14 protein-coding genes are annotated in these 14,916 nt (G+C 57.6%); 8 read left to right on the top strand and 6 right to left on the bottom strand.

From position 1 onward, the window contains the following. Positions 1-6: 6 nt before the first annotated feature. Positions 7-312 (bottom strand): PTS sugar transporter subunit IIB, encoded by a 306-nt coding sequence (locus WFN87_RS07565; RefSeq protein ID WP_039290026.1) that lies wholly within the window; start codon positions 310-312, stop codon positions 7-9. Positions 313-523: 211 nt separating this feature from the next. On the opposite strand from WFN87_RS07565, the gene WFN87_RS07560 reads away from it, so the two are divergent. The 6 genes from WFN87_RS07560 (at position 524) to WFN87_RS07535 (ending at position 4,023) form a co-directional block, all read left to right on the top strand. Then, on the top strand, positions 524-982 hold the full coding sequence (locus WFN87_RS07560; RefSeq protein WP_008460069.1) for a YbaK/EbsC family protein: 459 nt from the start codon (positions 524-526) through the stop codon (positions 980-982). Positions 983-1,092: 110 nt separating this feature from the next. Beyond that, entirely contained in the window at positions 1,093-1,869 is a 777-nt protein-coding gene (locus WFN87_RS07555; protein ID WP_336982766.1) for a threonine/serine ThrE exporter family protein, read from the top strand. Next, positions 1,860-2,333 (top strand): threonine/serine exporter, encoded by a 474-nt coding sequence (locus tag WFN87_RS07550; RefSeq protein ID WP_166993447.1) that lies wholly within the window; start codon positions 1,860-1,862, stop codon positions 2,331-2,333. The genes WFN87_RS07555 and WFN87_RS07550 overlap by 10 nt, the downstream gene beginning before the upstream one ends. A 67-nt stretch (positions 2,334-2,400) precedes the next feature. After that, entirely contained in the window at positions 2,401-2,847 is a 447-nt protein-coding gene (locus WFN87_RS07545; RefSeq protein ID WP_008460062.1) for a MarR family winged helix-turn-helix transcriptional regulator, read from the top strand. A gap of 95 nt (positions 2,848-2,942) precedes the next feature. Then, complete coding sequence (locus WFN87_RS07540) at positions 2,943-3,371, top strand: organic hydroperoxide resistance protein (protein WP_166876986.1); 429 nt, start codon at positions 2,943-2,945, stop codon at positions 3,369-3,371. 139 nt (positions 3,372-3,510) lie between these two features. Beyond that, on the top strand, positions 3,511-4,023 hold the full coding sequence (locus WFN87_RS07535) for a DUF2501 domain-containing protein (protein ID WP_034809722.1): 513 nt from the start codon (positions 3,511-3,513) through the stop codon (positions 4,021-4,023). A gap of 209 nt (positions 4,024-4,232) precedes the next feature. Here WFN87_RS07535 and WFN87_RS07530 read toward each other — a convergent pair whose 3' ends face one another. After that, entirely contained in the window at positions 4,233-4,973 is a 741-nt protein-coding gene (locus tag WFN87_RS07530; RefSeq protein ID WP_008460056.1) for a CDP-diacylglycerol diphosphatase, read from the bottom strand. A gap of 20 nt (positions 4,974-4,993) precedes the next feature. Beyond that, the gene (locus tag WFN87_RS07525; protein WP_008460054.1) at positions 4,994-5,920 is read right to left on the bottom strand and encodes a LysR family transcriptional regulator; all 927 of its coding nucleotides are present in this window, start codon (positions 5,918-5,920) and stop codon (positions 4,994-4,996) included. A 134-nt stretch (positions 5,921-6,054) separates the two neighbouring features. On the opposite strand from WFN87_RS07525, the gene WFN87_RS07520 reads away from it, so the two are divergent. Further along, positions 6,055-7,842: an adenine deaminase gene (locus WFN87_RS07520; protein ID WP_336982762.1), complete on the top strand. Its 1,788-nt coding sequence runs from the start codon at positions 6,055-6,057 to the stop codon at positions 7,840-7,842. Positions 7,843-7,858: 16 nt separating this feature from the next. Then, positions 7,859-9,202 (top strand): NCS2 family permease, encoded by a 1,344-nt coding sequence (locus WFN87_RS07515; protein ID WP_008460050.1) that lies wholly within the window; start codon positions 7,859-7,861, stop codon positions 9,200-9,202. A 47-nt stretch (positions 9,203-9,249) separates the two neighbouring features. Here WFN87_RS07515 and hldE read toward each other — a convergent pair whose 3' ends face one another. The 3 genes from hldE to WFN87_RS07500 are packed head-to-tail and all read right to left on the bottom strand — an operon-like array spanning position 9,250 to position 14,907. Then, positions 9,250-10,677 carry a bifunctional D-glycero-beta-D-manno-heptose-7-phosphate kinase/D-glycero-beta-D-manno-heptose 1-phosphate adenylyltransferase HldE gene (hldE, locus tag WFN87_RS07510; RefSeq protein ID WP_336982759.1) on the bottom strand — a complete coding sequence of 476 codons (1,428 nt, stop codon included), beginning with the start codon at positions 10,675-10,677 and terminating at the stop codon, positions 9,250-9,252. Positions 10,678-10,726: 49 nt separating this feature from the next. Beyond that, positions 10,727-13,585, bottom strand: coding sequence for a bifunctional [glutamate--ammonia ligase]-adenylyl-L-tyrosine phosphorylase/[glutamate--ammonia-ligase] adenylyltransferase (gene glnE / locus WFN87_RS07505; RefSeq protein ID WP_336982757.1), 2,859 nt, complete (start codon positions 13,583-13,585; stop codon positions 10,727-10,729). Between the two features lie 23 nt (positions 13,586-13,608). Continuing rightward, positions 13,609-14,907, bottom strand: a complete 1,299-nt coding sequence (locus tag WFN87_RS07500) for a CYTH domain-containing protein (protein WP_336982755.1) — start codon at positions 14,905-14,907, stop codon at positions 13,609-13,611. Between the last annotated feature and the right edge of the window lie 9 nt (positions 14,908-14,916).

Below are 14,916 nucleotides of genomic sequence, written 5' to 3'. Positions count from 1 at the left end.
CTCCTGTCAGGCTATCAACGCGAGTGCGTCGGCGAGAATTCTGTCGCCGCGCATCATTCCGTAATCCATAGAGTTAATGACCGTGACCGGGATCCGTTTGGGCGCGGCCTGAGCCTTAAAATCTTCCAGACGGTATTTGATCTGCGGACCGAGTAAACAGCAATCAAATTCAGGCATAACATCCGTGAACTCTTCGATACCCACCGCCTTGATCTCAACCTCAATCTGTTGATCCTGGGCGGCCTGTTTCATCCTGTTCACGACCATACTGGTAGACATACCAGCGGCACAGCATAAAAGGATACGTTTCATAGACGACTCTTATTATTAGGTACAGGGGGTGGTTACAGAATTCAGTATTCCTCGCGGAATTTATTACTGCAACCGGTTACTGCAACCGGTTTCAGTGATTGTGAAGGAGATCCAGAAATTTCTGACAAGGCGGGTATGAGATAAGTATAAGCGGTTTACAGAAAGCACAAGCTTATGCGAAATTATTTGCCACCTGGATCAGGAGAAAATCATGAGTTTGCAGTCCGTGCGGCAATTCTTCGCCGACCATGCCCCCGATATAGACATCATCGAGCTAAACCAAAGCACCGCTACCGTCGCGCTTGCCGCCGCCGCCCACAATGTGGCCCCCGGACAAATAGCCAAAACGCTCTCATTAAAGGTCAAAAACGACATTATTCTGATCGTCGCGAAGGGCGATGCTCGTCTTGATAATAAGAAACTTAAAGAAGCATTTGGCTCTAAAGCGCGCATGCTCAGCAGCGATGAAGTGGTGAACTGGACCGGGCATCCGGTCGGCGGCGTTTGCCCGTTCGGCCTGGAAAACCCGCTGGCGGTGTTCTGCGACATCTCACTCCGCCAGTACGATGAAGTGCTGCCCGCCGCAGGGGCCATTCACAGCGCCGTCCGCATTTCACCTGAACGCATGGCCGAACTCACCCACGCCAAATGGGTGGACGTCTGCCAGTAATTGCCGTCTAAGTGACGCAAAGCTTGATCTGACGCGGCTAATGAAGCGATGCGCTCATGTTAAATGGATAAACGTTAAGCGCATTTCCTTCTCTTTAGTCAGGATCAAGCATGCAGCCAGATGTTGCTTCCCAGCGGGACGTCACTCGTTTATGTATTCAATGCGCGCTCTTTTTACTGCAGCACGGGGCAGAAAGCACGCTGGTCGAGGAGCTTTCAACCCGCCTTGGCAAAGCGCTGGGGATGGACAGCGTGGAAAGCTCAATCTCCGCTAACGCCATTGTACTTAGCACCATTAAAGACAATCAGTGCCTGACGACTACCCGCAAAAATAACGATCGCGGGATCAACATGCACGTCGTCACCGAAGTACAGCACATCGTGATCCTCACCGAACACAAGCTGCTGGATGCCAGGGACGTTCTCAAACGCTTCGAACACATCAAACCGCTGCGTTACCCACGCTGGCTGGTTGTCCTGATGGTGGGTCTTTCCTGCGGCTGTTTCTGCAAACTGAACAACGGTGGCTGGGACGGGGCGTTTGTCGCCTTTGTCGCCAGCTCACTGGCGATGTATGTCCGCCAGCTGCTCACCCACCGCCAGCTTCATCCGCAGATCAACTTCTGCATCACCGCGTTTGTCGCCACTACCGTTTCGGGCCTGCTTATCGCCAAAGGCCCATTTGCCGCCACTTCCAATATTGCGATGGCCGCGAGCGTGTTATTACTCGTCCCCGGTTTCCCGCTGATTAACGCCGTGGCCGACATGTTTAAAGGCCACGTTAATACCGGGCTTGCTCGCTGGGCGATGGCCAGCCTGCTCACGCTGGCAACCTGCATTGGCGTGGTGATGGCAATGGCGGTATGGGGGCTAAGAGGATGGGCATAATCGAATTTCTTCTGGCCCTGCTTCAGGATATGGCGCTGTCTGCCGTGCCGGCGGTGGGCTTTGCGTTAGTCTTTAACGTACCTCAGCGCGCCCTGCCTTACTGTGGGCTTCTCGGTGCCATCGGCCACGGCTCGCGTATGGCGATGATGACGGCGGGTTTAAACATCGAGTGGAGCACTTTTCTGGCGTCGATTCTGGTCGGCATCATTGGTATTCAGTGGTCACGCTGGTATCTTGCTCACCCGAAAGTCTTTACCGTTGCGGCCGTCATTCCTATGTTTCCGGGGATCTACGCCTATACCGCGATGATCTCAGCGGTAAAATTGACGCACTTTGGCTACAGCGATCCGCTGATGATCCAACTGGTGACCAACTTCTTGAAAGCGTCATTTATCGTGGGGGCGCTGTCCATCGGGCTCTCTCTGCCGGGACTGTGGCTTTATCGCAAAAAGCCCCGGGTCTGATCGCACAGACGAAATCGCCGTAAAATAAAGTTTGCTATTTAATCGCGCGCTATCTATATTGAGAAACATGAAGAAGACATCCACCGAAACGAACGCCCTGCTGCTGGACAACCAGCTTTGCTTCGCGCTCTACTCCGCCAATCTGGCGGTGAACAAGCTCTACCGCCAGCTGCTTACGCCGCTGCAGCTCACCTATCCGCAATACCTGGTGATGCTGGTGCTGTGGGAGCAGGACGATGTCACGGTGTCGCAAATCGGCGAGCGTCTGTTTTTAGACTCAGCCACCTTAACGCCACTGCTAAAACGGCTTGAAAGCGCAGGGCTGCTGCTACGTCAGCGCTCCCGCGAAGATGAGCGTCAGGTGGCAGTCACGCTGACCCAGGAAGGGAAAGCGCTGCAGGAAAAAGCGCTGGGTATTCCAGACTCCGTGCGCTGTGCTTCTGCCTGTAGCGTAGACAGCATGATGGCGCTGAAAGCGCAGCTGGAAACTTTGCGCAGTAATTTAAATACGTAATAATTAATCGTCGATACTGTCGGCGATTTTTAAAACATCATATAAATCGCACGCTATTTTATAGCACATACTAAATGTAAGATGAGGAACCTGCCATGTCTTTAGAAAAAGTCGTTTACACCGCAAAAGCCAAAGCCACCGGTGGCCGTGAAGGTCGTGCAACCTCTTCCGACGGCGTACTGGACGTCAAACTGGGCCTGCCAAAAGAGATGGGCGGCGCGGGTGGCGAAGTCACCAACCCTGAGCAGCTGTTCGCGGCGGGCTACTCCGCATGCTTCCTGGGCGCGATGAAGTTCGTCTCCGGCCGCGATAAAATCTCCATGCCGGCTGACGCTTTCATCGAAGGTGAAGTCGGTATCGGGCCACTGCCAACCGGCTTCGGTATCGAAGCGAAGCTGAATATCCACCTGCCGGGGATGGACGCTGCCGAAGCGAAAAAACTGGTCGATGCGGCACACATTGTTTGCCCATACTCCAACGCAACCCGCGGCAACATTGATGTGACCCTGAACATCATCAACTGATGCTACAGCCGGGGAAACCCGGCTTTTTCTCCTGCCCCCACGGTTTAAGACAACTCTCAATCCCCCTGCTTCCGGCCAAAGCGCTATACTCACGCCTGAAATCTCCTGCACCGCAGGCAAACAAAGCGAGTATCACAAGATGAAAGCAAGGAATAAAACGCTCTGCGCAATGGCGCTGGCAGCAGCCTTTTTCGCGGGCCAGGCAACGGCTGCAAACTGGCAGGAACAACTTTCCAGCGCCGCCAATGAACTGACTAAAAGCGGCAATGCTACTACCACCAGCAATGGCGCTCAGACCGGCGGTCTGTCTCTCTCTTCACTGACCAGCCTGCTGAACGGCAACAGCAAATCTCTCAGCTCAAGTACGATGACCAATGCGGCTGGCGTGATGGAGTACTGCGCGAAGAATAAACTGGCTTCCGTCACCAATACCGACAACATTAAAAACCAGCTGATGACCAAGCTGGGGCTGGAAAGCAGCACCAAGCCTGCCGACAAGCAGGACTATAATCAGGGCCTGATGGGCTTACTGAACACGGCCAACGGCCAGAAGCTGGATCTGAACAGCATCGGCAACTCACCGCTGGCTGAAAAGGTGAAAACCAAAGCCTGCGATCTGGTGCTCAAACAGGGCATGAATTACCTGTCGTAACGGCACAAAAAAATGGCCTCTTGCTAAGAGGCCATTTGAGGTTGCTGACAAAGAGGGAAAAAGCGTGGTTTTTCCCTCTTTGTGGTGAGCAGCCGAAAATCAATGCATTGATTTTCCAGTTTATTTCTATGGCGACAGATTGCAGAATTTTATCCGCTTGGGGTTTGTCATCAGTCCGAAATGGCCTCTTGCTAAGAGGCCATTTTGTTTTAGTTTGCCAGCGAGCAGCTGTAGTCCAGCATCTCTTCCGCCGAACCCTGGTTCCCGCCCAGCAGCTGACGAGGGTTAGCCAACAGCACCACATCCCCCTTCGTTGTCACCACTCGCGCCAGGCCAAAGTTTTCCATCTCATCGCCCTGAGCCTTCACGTACTCCGCCAGCACGGTAAACGGATTCGCCTCTGCCGGGACTTTTCTCGCCAGATATTTATGGCCAAGGATCTCCGCACCAAACGGCTGCCACTGGTCACCGACTTTGTCGGCAAGCTGGTTAATGGATTGATACACCTCAGGGCGCAGGCAGGACAGGTGAATGTGCAGCTGGTTCTGAGAACGTCCGTAGCGAGAGTTGATCGCTAATACCAAATCATCGTCCCGAACCGCTTTTGTGGTTTCATCCAGCAGATAGTGGCGATTCTCCCAGGCATCCAGGAAGTAATTTGGCGCACCGTTTTCAAGGATTTTCGGGCTCTCGATACCGGTGATTTTGTCCGTCGGCATCAGCAAATTATGCAGCGGGCCTTTGGCATCTTTAAATACCAGGTAGCGCCCGGCCAGATCGACTTTCAGGCAAGGCGCTGGGGAGTGGTTCTGCTGCTGATTGGGAATGCACTGCTGGCTGATGATATTCCACAGAGCATCACTGTGGCGATGCAGCAGCCACAGGCGGATTGCGACGGCGGCCACCAGCAAAATCAGCAGCACAACCACCACGCGCAGGATCTTTTTCATGCCAGGTTTTCCTTGTAAAGTCAGAGTACTTTTCGTTGTTGTAATAGGCGGACAATAAGCTGGAAGCAGGCTTCTATTTGCGGCGCGAACGGCTCAGTGCTGCGCATCAATGCCACGGTGCGGCTCAGCGAAGGCTGCTGCAGATGAATCACTTTCAGCTCGGGGTCCTGCAAAAAGGTGGTGTAAAGCTGCGGTAAAATCGCCACCGCCAGCTGTGAGCGCACCAGTCCATAAAGGGTTTCAATAAAATCAACCTGATAGCGCGCATTCAGCGTCAGGCGCTGGCTTTCCGCCATCGCCGCGACCAGCCGGCTGATATTCCCTTTTGAAAACACCGCGATGTCCCGCTTCACCAGGCTTCGCCACGGCGCGTGGCTGGATTCTGCCAGAGGATCGTGACAGTTGACTACCGCCACGAAGGGATCTTCCTGCAGCGGATGGATCTCCAGCGTTTTGGGCACCGAGCTGTCCAGCGCCCCCAGGCCAAAGTCCAGCTGGCCGCTTTCAAGCTGGGCAATCAGCGCGTCATTGGTGCGGTCGTGAAACTCCACCCGCAGGCGAGGAAAAGCCTCTGCAATACGTTGAGGAATATCGGGAAATAAAAGGCTGCCGACCGAGGGCACCAGGCCTATGCGAAGCGTGCCGTCACCGCCGTCCTGGACAATGCGCTGCATGTCGTCAAACGCGCGCTGCGCGACGTTGAGCACGCGTTCGGCATGGGGCAGTAGCGCTGCGCCCAGGTCCGTCAGCGTCACTGCCGCAGCGGTTCTGTTAACCAGTTTCCCGCCCAACACGGACTCAATCTGCCGTAACGCGCTGCTTAGCGCGGGCTGGCTAATGGCCAGCCGGTTGGCGGTATCGGTGAAATGACGAAGTTTGGCCAGCGTCACAAAATACTGGATCTGTTTTAACGAGAGTGCGGGAAGGCGCTGCCAGGGTTCAGCCATTGGAGTATCAGGGTTGCCAGGTAAACGTTTGCCACAGGATAAACGTTTCTTATCGGCTGATAAATTAAATCATCTGGGCAAAGCGTATTCCCCTGCCTAGAGTAGCCGCCAGAGCCCCTGTTTTGGAACCTGTCATGACTCCTGCTGATTTACGTCGCCGCGCGGTGAAAGCCGCTCTCGGCGAAACGCCTTTCGACCTGCTGCTCATCAATGGTCGGATCGTGGATATGGCCACCGGTGAAATCCGTGAGGCGGATGTCGGTATCGTCGGTACGCTCATCGCCAGCGTACATCCACGCGGCAGCCGCGAAGATGCCGCCCAGACTCACGATCTCGCCGGAAACTATCTCAGCCCAGGGCTGATGGATACCCACGTCCACGTTGAAAGCTCCCACCTGCCGCCCGCGCGCTATGCGGAAATTGTCGTCGCCCAGGGCACCACAACGATTTTTTGGGATCCGCACGAGCTGGCGAACGTGCTCGGTATTGAGGGCGTGCGTTACGCCGTTGACGCCAGCCGCAACCTGCCGCTGCGCGTGATCTGCGCGGCCCCGTCCAGCGTGCCTTCAACGCCGGGCCTGGAAATGTCCGGCGCTGATTTTGCCGGGAAAGAGATGGAAACACTGCTTTCATGGCCGGAAGTGGCGGGCGTAGCCGAAGTGATGGATATGCACGGCGTGCTGAACGGCAGCGAAAGAATGCTGGGGATTCTTAACGCTGGCCTGGAAAGCGGCAAACTGATTGAAGGACACGCCCGCGGCCTGAATGGCGCGGGATTACAGGCCTACCTTGCCGCTGGCGTGACGTCAGATCATGAACTGACTTCCGCCGCCGACGCGCTGGAAAAACTGCGTGCCGGGCTGACCCTGGAGATTCGCGGGTCACATCCGTATTTGCTGCCAGAGATCGTCGCCACGCTGAACGGCCTGCCGCATCTGTCATCGCAGGTCACCGTCTGCACCGACGACGTGCCGCCGGACATGCTGCTGGCGAAAGGCGGTATCGTTGCCCTGCTGAACTTGCTCATCGAGCACGGCATGAAAGCCGAAGATGCTTTGCGCCTGGCCACGCTGAACGCCTCGCTGCGCCTGCAACGCCCGGATCTCGGCCTGATTGCCGCGGGCCGCACTGCCGACCTGGTGGTCTTCGATACGCTGGAAAAACTGAGCGCTCAAACCGTTTATGTCGCCGGGAAACTCATCGCGGAACAGGGAAAAATGTTGGAGCCCGTCGCGGCACCGTCCATCGTTCCCCCGCGAGACACCGTCCGACTTCAGTCGCTCAGCCCGAACGATTTTGTTCTCAAGGTGCCAGTGAATAATGGGCGCGCGCGCCTGCGCCACATCAAGGGTGCTCGCTTCACCCAGTGGAGCGAAGTCGAGGTGGAAGTCCGGCACGGCGAAGTTCAGGTCCCGGACGGCTTCAGCCTGATTTGGGTTCAGCATCGCCACGGTCGCCATGAGGCAAAACCACAGCTGGCGCTGCTTGAAGGCTGGGGTGAGCTGCGCGGCGCGATTGCCACTACCTATTCACACGACTCGCACAACCTCGTTGTCCTCGGCAGAGATCCGCAGGACATGGCGCTCGCCGCCAACGCGCTGATCGCCTGTGGAGGCGGGATGGCGCTGAGCCAGAACGGACAGATGCTGGCGAAGGTGGAAATGCCGATTGCCGGGATGCTCTCCGACCTGCCCGCCGCCGACCTGGCGCAGCAGTTTGCTCAACTCCGTGAATTGAGCAATAAAGTCGCCGACTGGGAGCCACCGTACCGAGTTTTCAAGGCCATCGAAGGCACCTGCCTGGCCTGTAACGCCGGGCCACATCTGACCGACCTGGGATTGACGGACGGCAGTACTCGCCAGATCGTCGACCCGCTTATTGAATGCCACGAACACCCGGCAGACGCACACACAACACATTAATCCGGAGAGCCAAGTAATGGCCGAAAATTCAGTGTCTCAGGCCGCCAGCGAAAGCTGGCTGGAGCGGCGATTCCAGCTTCGCAGCCGCCAAAGCAAAGTGAAAACCGAATGCCTCGCGGGCATCACTGGCTTTCTCGCCGCCGCCTATTTGCTGGTTGTTATCCCTGGCCTGCTGGCCGTGGGCGGGATGGATAAAGGCGCGGCAACCACCGGGACGATCGTTGTTTTTGTCCTCGGCACGCTGCTGATGGCGTTTTACGGCAACCTGCCGTTTATTGTCGGGCCGGGCATCGGCGGTTCGGTGCTGGTCGGCGTGACGCTTGCCGGGAGCGAGCATATTGGCTGGCAGATTGGCCTCGGCATCGCCTGCTGGTCAGGCATTCTGTTCTTTGCGCTTACCCGCCTTGGCCTGCGTGAAGTGGTCACGCGCTCGGTACCGCAGTCGATCAAGCTTGGGCTGACGGCCTCCATCGGCCTGTTTGTTGCGGTGCTGGGCTTCCGCAACGCCGGGCTGGTGCTCGCCAACGCCAAAACCAACGCGCTGGCGCTCGGTGACTTCACTTCTGCTGGCGCTGTCGTGGCGTTGTGCGGCCTGTTCCTGGCGATTGCGCTTCAGGCTCGCCGCGTGCCGGGAGCCATTTTATGGGCGATTCTGTTTGCCACTCTGGTCGGTATTCCTCTGGGCGTCACTCACCTGCCGCAGAGCTTTATCGCCATGCCGCACTCGCTGACGCCGGTGCTGGGGCACGTGGATATGCTCGGCGCGCTGAATATCGCCTTCCTGCCGTTCCTGTTTGTCTTCTTTGCCTCAGAGTTTTTCTCCACCATGGGCACGACGCTGGCGGTGGGTGGCGAAGCTGGCCTGCTGGACGAACATGGCAACATGCCGCACATCAACCGCCCGTTTATGGTGGATTCTATTGCCGCCGCGCTAGGCCCGTGGGTCGGCATTCCGGCGGCTACCGCGCTGATTGAGTCTTCAGCGGCGGCAGAAGCGGGCGGTAAAACCGGCCTCACCGCGCTGGCGGCAGCGGTAATGTTCCTGCTGATGCTGCTGTTTACCCCGGTGGCATTGATGATCCCGAAAGAGGCAACCGCGCCCGCGCTGATCCTTATCGGCCTGAACATGTTCAGCGGCCTGCGCAAAGTGGATCTGGGCAACTTCACCGAAGGTCTGCCGGTGCTGATGATGGTGATGATCACGCTTATCGCCAACAGCTTCGGGACCGGGATCGCTGGCGGCCTGCTGTTCTATATCATCATTAAGGTGATTGCCGGTAAATGGCGTGAAATCCCGGTGGGGCTTTACCTGCTGGCCATTCCGCTGGCGTACTACTTCGCTACGTTGGTGAAGCACTAGAAACAGAAAAGCCTCTCAAACGAGAGGCTTTTTTCTTAACGGCCAATTTAGCCGTTATTTTGAATCTTCTTGATGATATTGGTGGTGGAGCAGCCATCTTCGAAGTTCAGTACCATCACTTCCCCGCCGTTGGCCCAAACCTCTTTGCTCCCGGCAATCTGTTCTGGTTTGTAGTCGCCGCCCTTCACTAAACGATCCGGCAGGACTTCACCAATCAGGCGCTGAGGCGTGTCTTCTTCAAACAGTACCACCCAGTCCACCGCTTCCAGCGCAGCCAGCACAATCATGCGCTGATCCTGCGGGTTAACCGGCCGGGTTTCCCCTTTCAGGCGTTTGGTTGACGCGTCGCTGTTAACCGCGACAATCAGGCGGTCACCCAGCTTGCGCGCGTTGGCCAGATAGGAAACATGGCCCGCATGCAGAATATCGAACACGCCGTTGGTCATCACCACGCGCTCACCGCGCTTGCGGGCAGCGGCAACCGCAACTTTCAGCTCGGCTTCGGTCATCACGCCAAAACCCGTTTCCGCGCGACCGCGCACCGCGTTTTCCAGCTCGACCGGAGAAACGGTTGATGTCCCCAGCTTGCCAACCACCACGCCAGCCGCGGCATTCGCGAAGTAACAGGCTTCTTCCAGCGAGTTCCCCGCCGCAAGCGTTGCCGCCAGCACGCCGATCACCGTGTCACCGGCCCCGGTCACGTCATAGACTTCCTGTGCCTGAGTCGGCAGATGGAAAGGCTCAATGCCCGGCTGCAGAAGCGTCATGCCTTGCTCTGAACGCGTCACCAGCAGCGCCGACAGTTCATAATCGGCGATAAGCTTCATGCCACGTTCCACCAGCTCGGCTTCGGTTTTGCACTTGCCAACCACGGCTTCAAATTCTGAAAGGTTCGGAGTCAGCAGCGTTGCGCCACGGTAGCGCTCAAAGTCAGTCCCTTTCGGGTCGATGAGGACCGGGACTTTGGCAACACGTGCCAGGCGAATCATCTGCTGTACGGCCGCCAGAGCGCCTTTTGCGTAGTCGGAAAGCACCAGCGCACCAATCTGCGGCAGCGCCTGGCTGATACGTTCGTGCAGCGGCTCAGGATCGACGCCCTCAAACCCTTCTTCGAAGTCGAGGCGAATCAGCTGCTGGTTGCGGGACAGCACGCGCAGTTTGGTAATCGTCGGGTGAGTCGGAACAGAAACGAAGTCACACTTCACGTTGACCCCGGCCAGGCTCTGGCTGAGCGCGCGCGCCGCATCGTCAATGCCGGTCAGGCCAACCAGGCGAGAATTCGCGCCCAGCGAAGCAATGTTCATCGCCACGTTAGCCGCGCCACCAGGGCGTTCTTCGATGGTATCGACTTTCACCACCGGCACAGGGGCTTCCGGCGAAATACGGCTGGTTGGGCCGTACCAGTAGCGATCCAGCATCACATCACCAACCACCATGACGCCTGCACGGCTGTATTCGGGCAGCGTTACTTTCATTCCTGACTCTCCAGCGAGGGATAAAATTTTGCGCGGGATGATAACATAATTACTCTCCCGCGTGCGTTTGCGGCTCGCCAAGCCAGGTTTGCCAGCTCCGACGCACCTGCTCACGCTCTTTCACAAAGGCGTCCAGCGCAACGTGGCCCGGCAATTCCTGCAGCGCCAGATGGTGCAATTCATCCCGCAGCGTGACATAGGCATGCGTCAACGCTTTGGCCTCGGCTTCATCCATGATGTCGTTCTGCGCCATCAGTTCCAGGATGCGCACGTTATCGGACCAGCGGGTTAGCTTCGGCGCTTCGCTGGCATAGCGCAGCACCAGATATTGCGTAATAAATTCGATGTCGGTGATCCCACCCTCATCGGCTTTAATATCAAAGCGATCGCGGTGCTTATTGCCCAAATGCGCGCGCATTTTTTCACGCATCTCGCGCACTTCTACCTGCAGGGCTTCCCCTTCACGCGGCGTGCACAGGATCTCGCGGCGGATGGCGTCAAACTGGCGGTTAAGCGCCGGATCGCCGTACACCACACGGGCGCGAACCAGCGCCTGATGTTCCCAGGTCCAGGCTTCATTCTTCTGATAATCAGCAAACGATTCTGCGGTGGTGACCAGCATACCTGCCGCACCGGACGGCCTGAGGCGAGCGTCAACTTCGTACAAAATCCCGGTCGAGGTACGCGTGCTAAACAGATGCATGATGCGCTGCGCCAGGCGCAGATAGAACTGACGGCCATCGATTTCACGCTCGCCGTCCGTCATCACTTCCATCGGGCAATCATGCAGGAAAACCAGATCCAGATCGGAACTGTAGCCCAGCTCCCAGCCACCGAGTTTGCCATAGCCCAGCACGGCAAAGCCGCGCCCTTCTCTGTCCTGCAAATGACGAGGCTGGCCGTAGCGCGCCACCATTTGCGCCCAGGCACGCTGCACCACCGCATCGAGAATCGCTTCCGCAAGCCAGGTCAGATGGTCGCTGACCTTCATCACCGGCAAGGTGCCAGCGATATCGGCCGCCGCCACGCGCAGCATCTGCGCCTGCTTGAACTGACGCAACGCTTCCAGTTGCTGCTCTTCGTCTTCGTCCGGCACGCGCAGCAGATATTGACGCAGTTCGTCGCGATAGGCGTCCATTGCCGTGGGCTGATACAGCGTATTAGGGTCGAGCAGTTCATCCAGCAGCAGCGGATAGCTGGCAAGCTGCGCGGCAATCATCGGCGAGGCCGCACAGAGCGTAATCAGGTGTTTAAGCGCGCCGGGGAATTCACTTAACAGTTCCAGATAGGTTGTGCGGGTGAGGATCCCAAACAGCAGCGGCGTCAGACGGGAAAACGTCAGCGGCGCGTCGGCCCGGGAACAGACTTCACTCAGCAGGTGCGGCAGAAGTTGATCCAGCACCTGACGGCCACGTGGGCCAATGGTGCGCTTGTCGATCTCCTGCCGGAAATGGCTAACTTGCTTCAGTAACTCTGCCCGCGCCTCAGCGCTCAAATGACTCAGCACCGCCATGTTTTCATCGGCGTCCAGGGCGTCGATCCACAGCTCGCGCCAGCCTTCAGCAACTTTATCTTCACCGGCTTCCGGCTCATCGTCGCCAATCAGATCGTTAAAGACCTGACGCACGTCGTTCATATGCAGCTGCAGCGTTTGCTGCAGGGCTTCCCAGTCAGTCGCCTGCATCGCCCAGGCCAGCCGGGCACGGTTTAGATCGTCACCGGGCAAGGTCTGCGTCTGTTCGTCGTTGATGCTTTGCAGTAAGTTTTCCAGCCGACGCAGGTAGAGGTAAGCCGCACGCAGTTTCTGGGCATCTTCTTCCGGCAGCAGATGAAGCTGTTGAATGGCTTCCAGGGTAGGCAGCAGCGAACGGGACTGCAGAGAAGGCTCCCGGCCACCGCGGATGAGCTGGAAGACCTGCACGATAAACTCGGTTTCGCGAATGCCGCCGGCGCCGAGCTTAATATTGTCCGTTAGCCCACGGCGACGGACTTCGCGGGCAATCATGCCCTTCATGTTTCGCAGGGACTGAATCACGCTGAAGTCGATGTAGCGGCGGAACACAAATGGCCGCAGCATGTTGCGTAGCTCCTGGCTCCAGACATCGTCGTTGTCGCCCATAATCCGCGCTTTTACCATCGCGTAGCGTTCCCAGTCGCGCCCCTGCTCCTGGTAATAATCTTCCAGCGCGGCAAAGCTCAGTACCAGCGGACCGCTGTCGCCAAACGGACGCAGACGCATATCCACGCGGTACACAAAGCCGTCCTGCGTTGGCTGGTCGAGGACTTTAATCAGGCGCTGCCCCATGCGGGTGAAGAACTGGGCGTTATCCAGTTCACGGCGCCCGCCCTGGGTGGAGCCGTTTTCCGGCCAGGCAAAAATCAGGTCGATATCGGAAGAGAAATTCAGTTCGCCTCCGCCCAGCTTGCCCATGCCAAGGATCAGCAGCGGCTGCGGCTCACCGGCGGCGTTGCAAGGCGTGCCCCATTCGCGGCAGCAGGCCGCATAAAGCCAGTCACGGGCGGCAACAATTAGCGTTTCCGCCAGCACGCTCAGCTGCTGCAGCGTGCTTTGCGTATCCACCTGCTCCAGCGCCTGCGCCCAGGCGATACGCACCATGATACGGCGACGGAAAAACCGCAGCGCTTTCATCAATGCCGCTTCGTCGTGCACATCCTGCAGATCCTGCTGCAGCCAGGCGGCATAATGTTGCCATTCGTCAGCCGTAGGGGCGTCCTGCTGCAGGGTTTGCAGCCAGGCGGGATACGCCACCACGCTGTCACCAACAAAATCACTTATCGCCAGCACCGCGCGAGCTTCTTCGCTCAGTGTCAGGGAGTCAATCTCTTGCGGCAGGCGCGGCAAAAACGCCTGCAGGTGCTGCTGTAACAAAGGGGTCAGCGCCATCATGGTGGGTATCCGTTACCAGTCTATTATTTCCCGCTGTGCAGCCAGAAAGGCGCCTGCGAGATCGCTTCGTTTCGGTAATGCTCAATTTCTATGCGCTGGCGGGTAACAATGGCGTGACGCAACCCCTGCCAGTTTTCCAGCCACGGCTGGGTTTGCGCATCGCTGTACACCCCGGCCAGCAGGCGGATAGCATCCGTCTCACGCGCCAGACGCGGTAACTGGTCTGCGTATGCATCCCCCAGCGGGCGCTGGAACGTCTCTTTTAACTCAGCCGCATGGCGGGAAAGATGCGTATCCGCGAAACGTTTAAAGGAACTATCCAGCTTCGCGCGGCCTTTCTCATCAATGAACGGCTGCCACTGGCGCTCCACCAGCCAGCGGGTCAGCGCCAGCTTAGCGCTGCTCGCCTGCGCGCTATAGACAATCACTTCAGCTTTTTCGTCACCGGCAAAGCGTGCTTCGAGCGCAATCAGTTGCTCACGTAAGTGGGTGCTCGCTTTTCTTGGAATGATGCCGCCAAAAAGCGCGAGGGCATGGCGCACCAGGCCCACGGCGTCAATCACCTGCTGCTTAGCCGCTTTCACGCCGCTAAGCCATAATTCTTCATGGTACAGCCAGTGGGCGAGCGCCAGCTCCAGAGCACCTTCCAGCCCCTGCTCAACGTTGGCTTTAGCCGGCGGATACAGTACGCCCAGCGGTTTCACTTCGCGCACCGCATTGCCCTGGGCCAGGTGATAGCCCCGTGCCGCCTTGCTCAGGCTGCCCTGACGCAGGCCAGGTTCGGTGACCAGACTTTCCGCCAGGGCCAGTAAATCCGCCGTCTCACCGCTCAGCAGCTCAAGTTCAAGCTCGCAGATGGGCGTCTGGTGCTCACCGGCTTGCACTTCACCCAGATCCAACGCCAGTTCAATGCGGCTTTCACCGTGAGTAACTACCCACTTTTCGCGCGCAAAATCCGTACTGAACAGCGGCTTCACGTCGGCCTGTAAAGTCGCCACGTCCAGCCCTTCCGGCCAAACTTCTGCTGGCAGCAAAGCAAGATCCAGCTCGGGCTTGCTTAGCGCCACGTTGTATTCAGGACGCTGATGCAGCCCGCCGGTCACTCGCCCGGCGATTTTCATCGTCATTTCGTATTGCCCGGCATCGCCGCGAATACGCAGCCCCATGTCGTGGCGGCGCAGCAGGTTATCCGCCGTTTCATAATAAATATTGAGCAACTGACGCGGGTCGCTGTGCTCGCCCGGCAGGGCATTTAATTTGTCGCGCAGCGCGTCAAGCGCTGCAGGATTAACGATGAATTTAAGTTCGATTTCCTGGGCCATGTCTTCTTT

It is taken from the genome of Cedecea sp. AS113 (genome assembly GCF_037152415.1).
In the GTDB taxonomy this organism is placed as follows: Bacteria; Pseudomonadota; Gammaproteobacteria; order Enterobacterales; family Enterobacteriaceae; genus Cedecea.
This window is presented reverse-complemented; position numbering and strand designations above follow the sequence as displayed.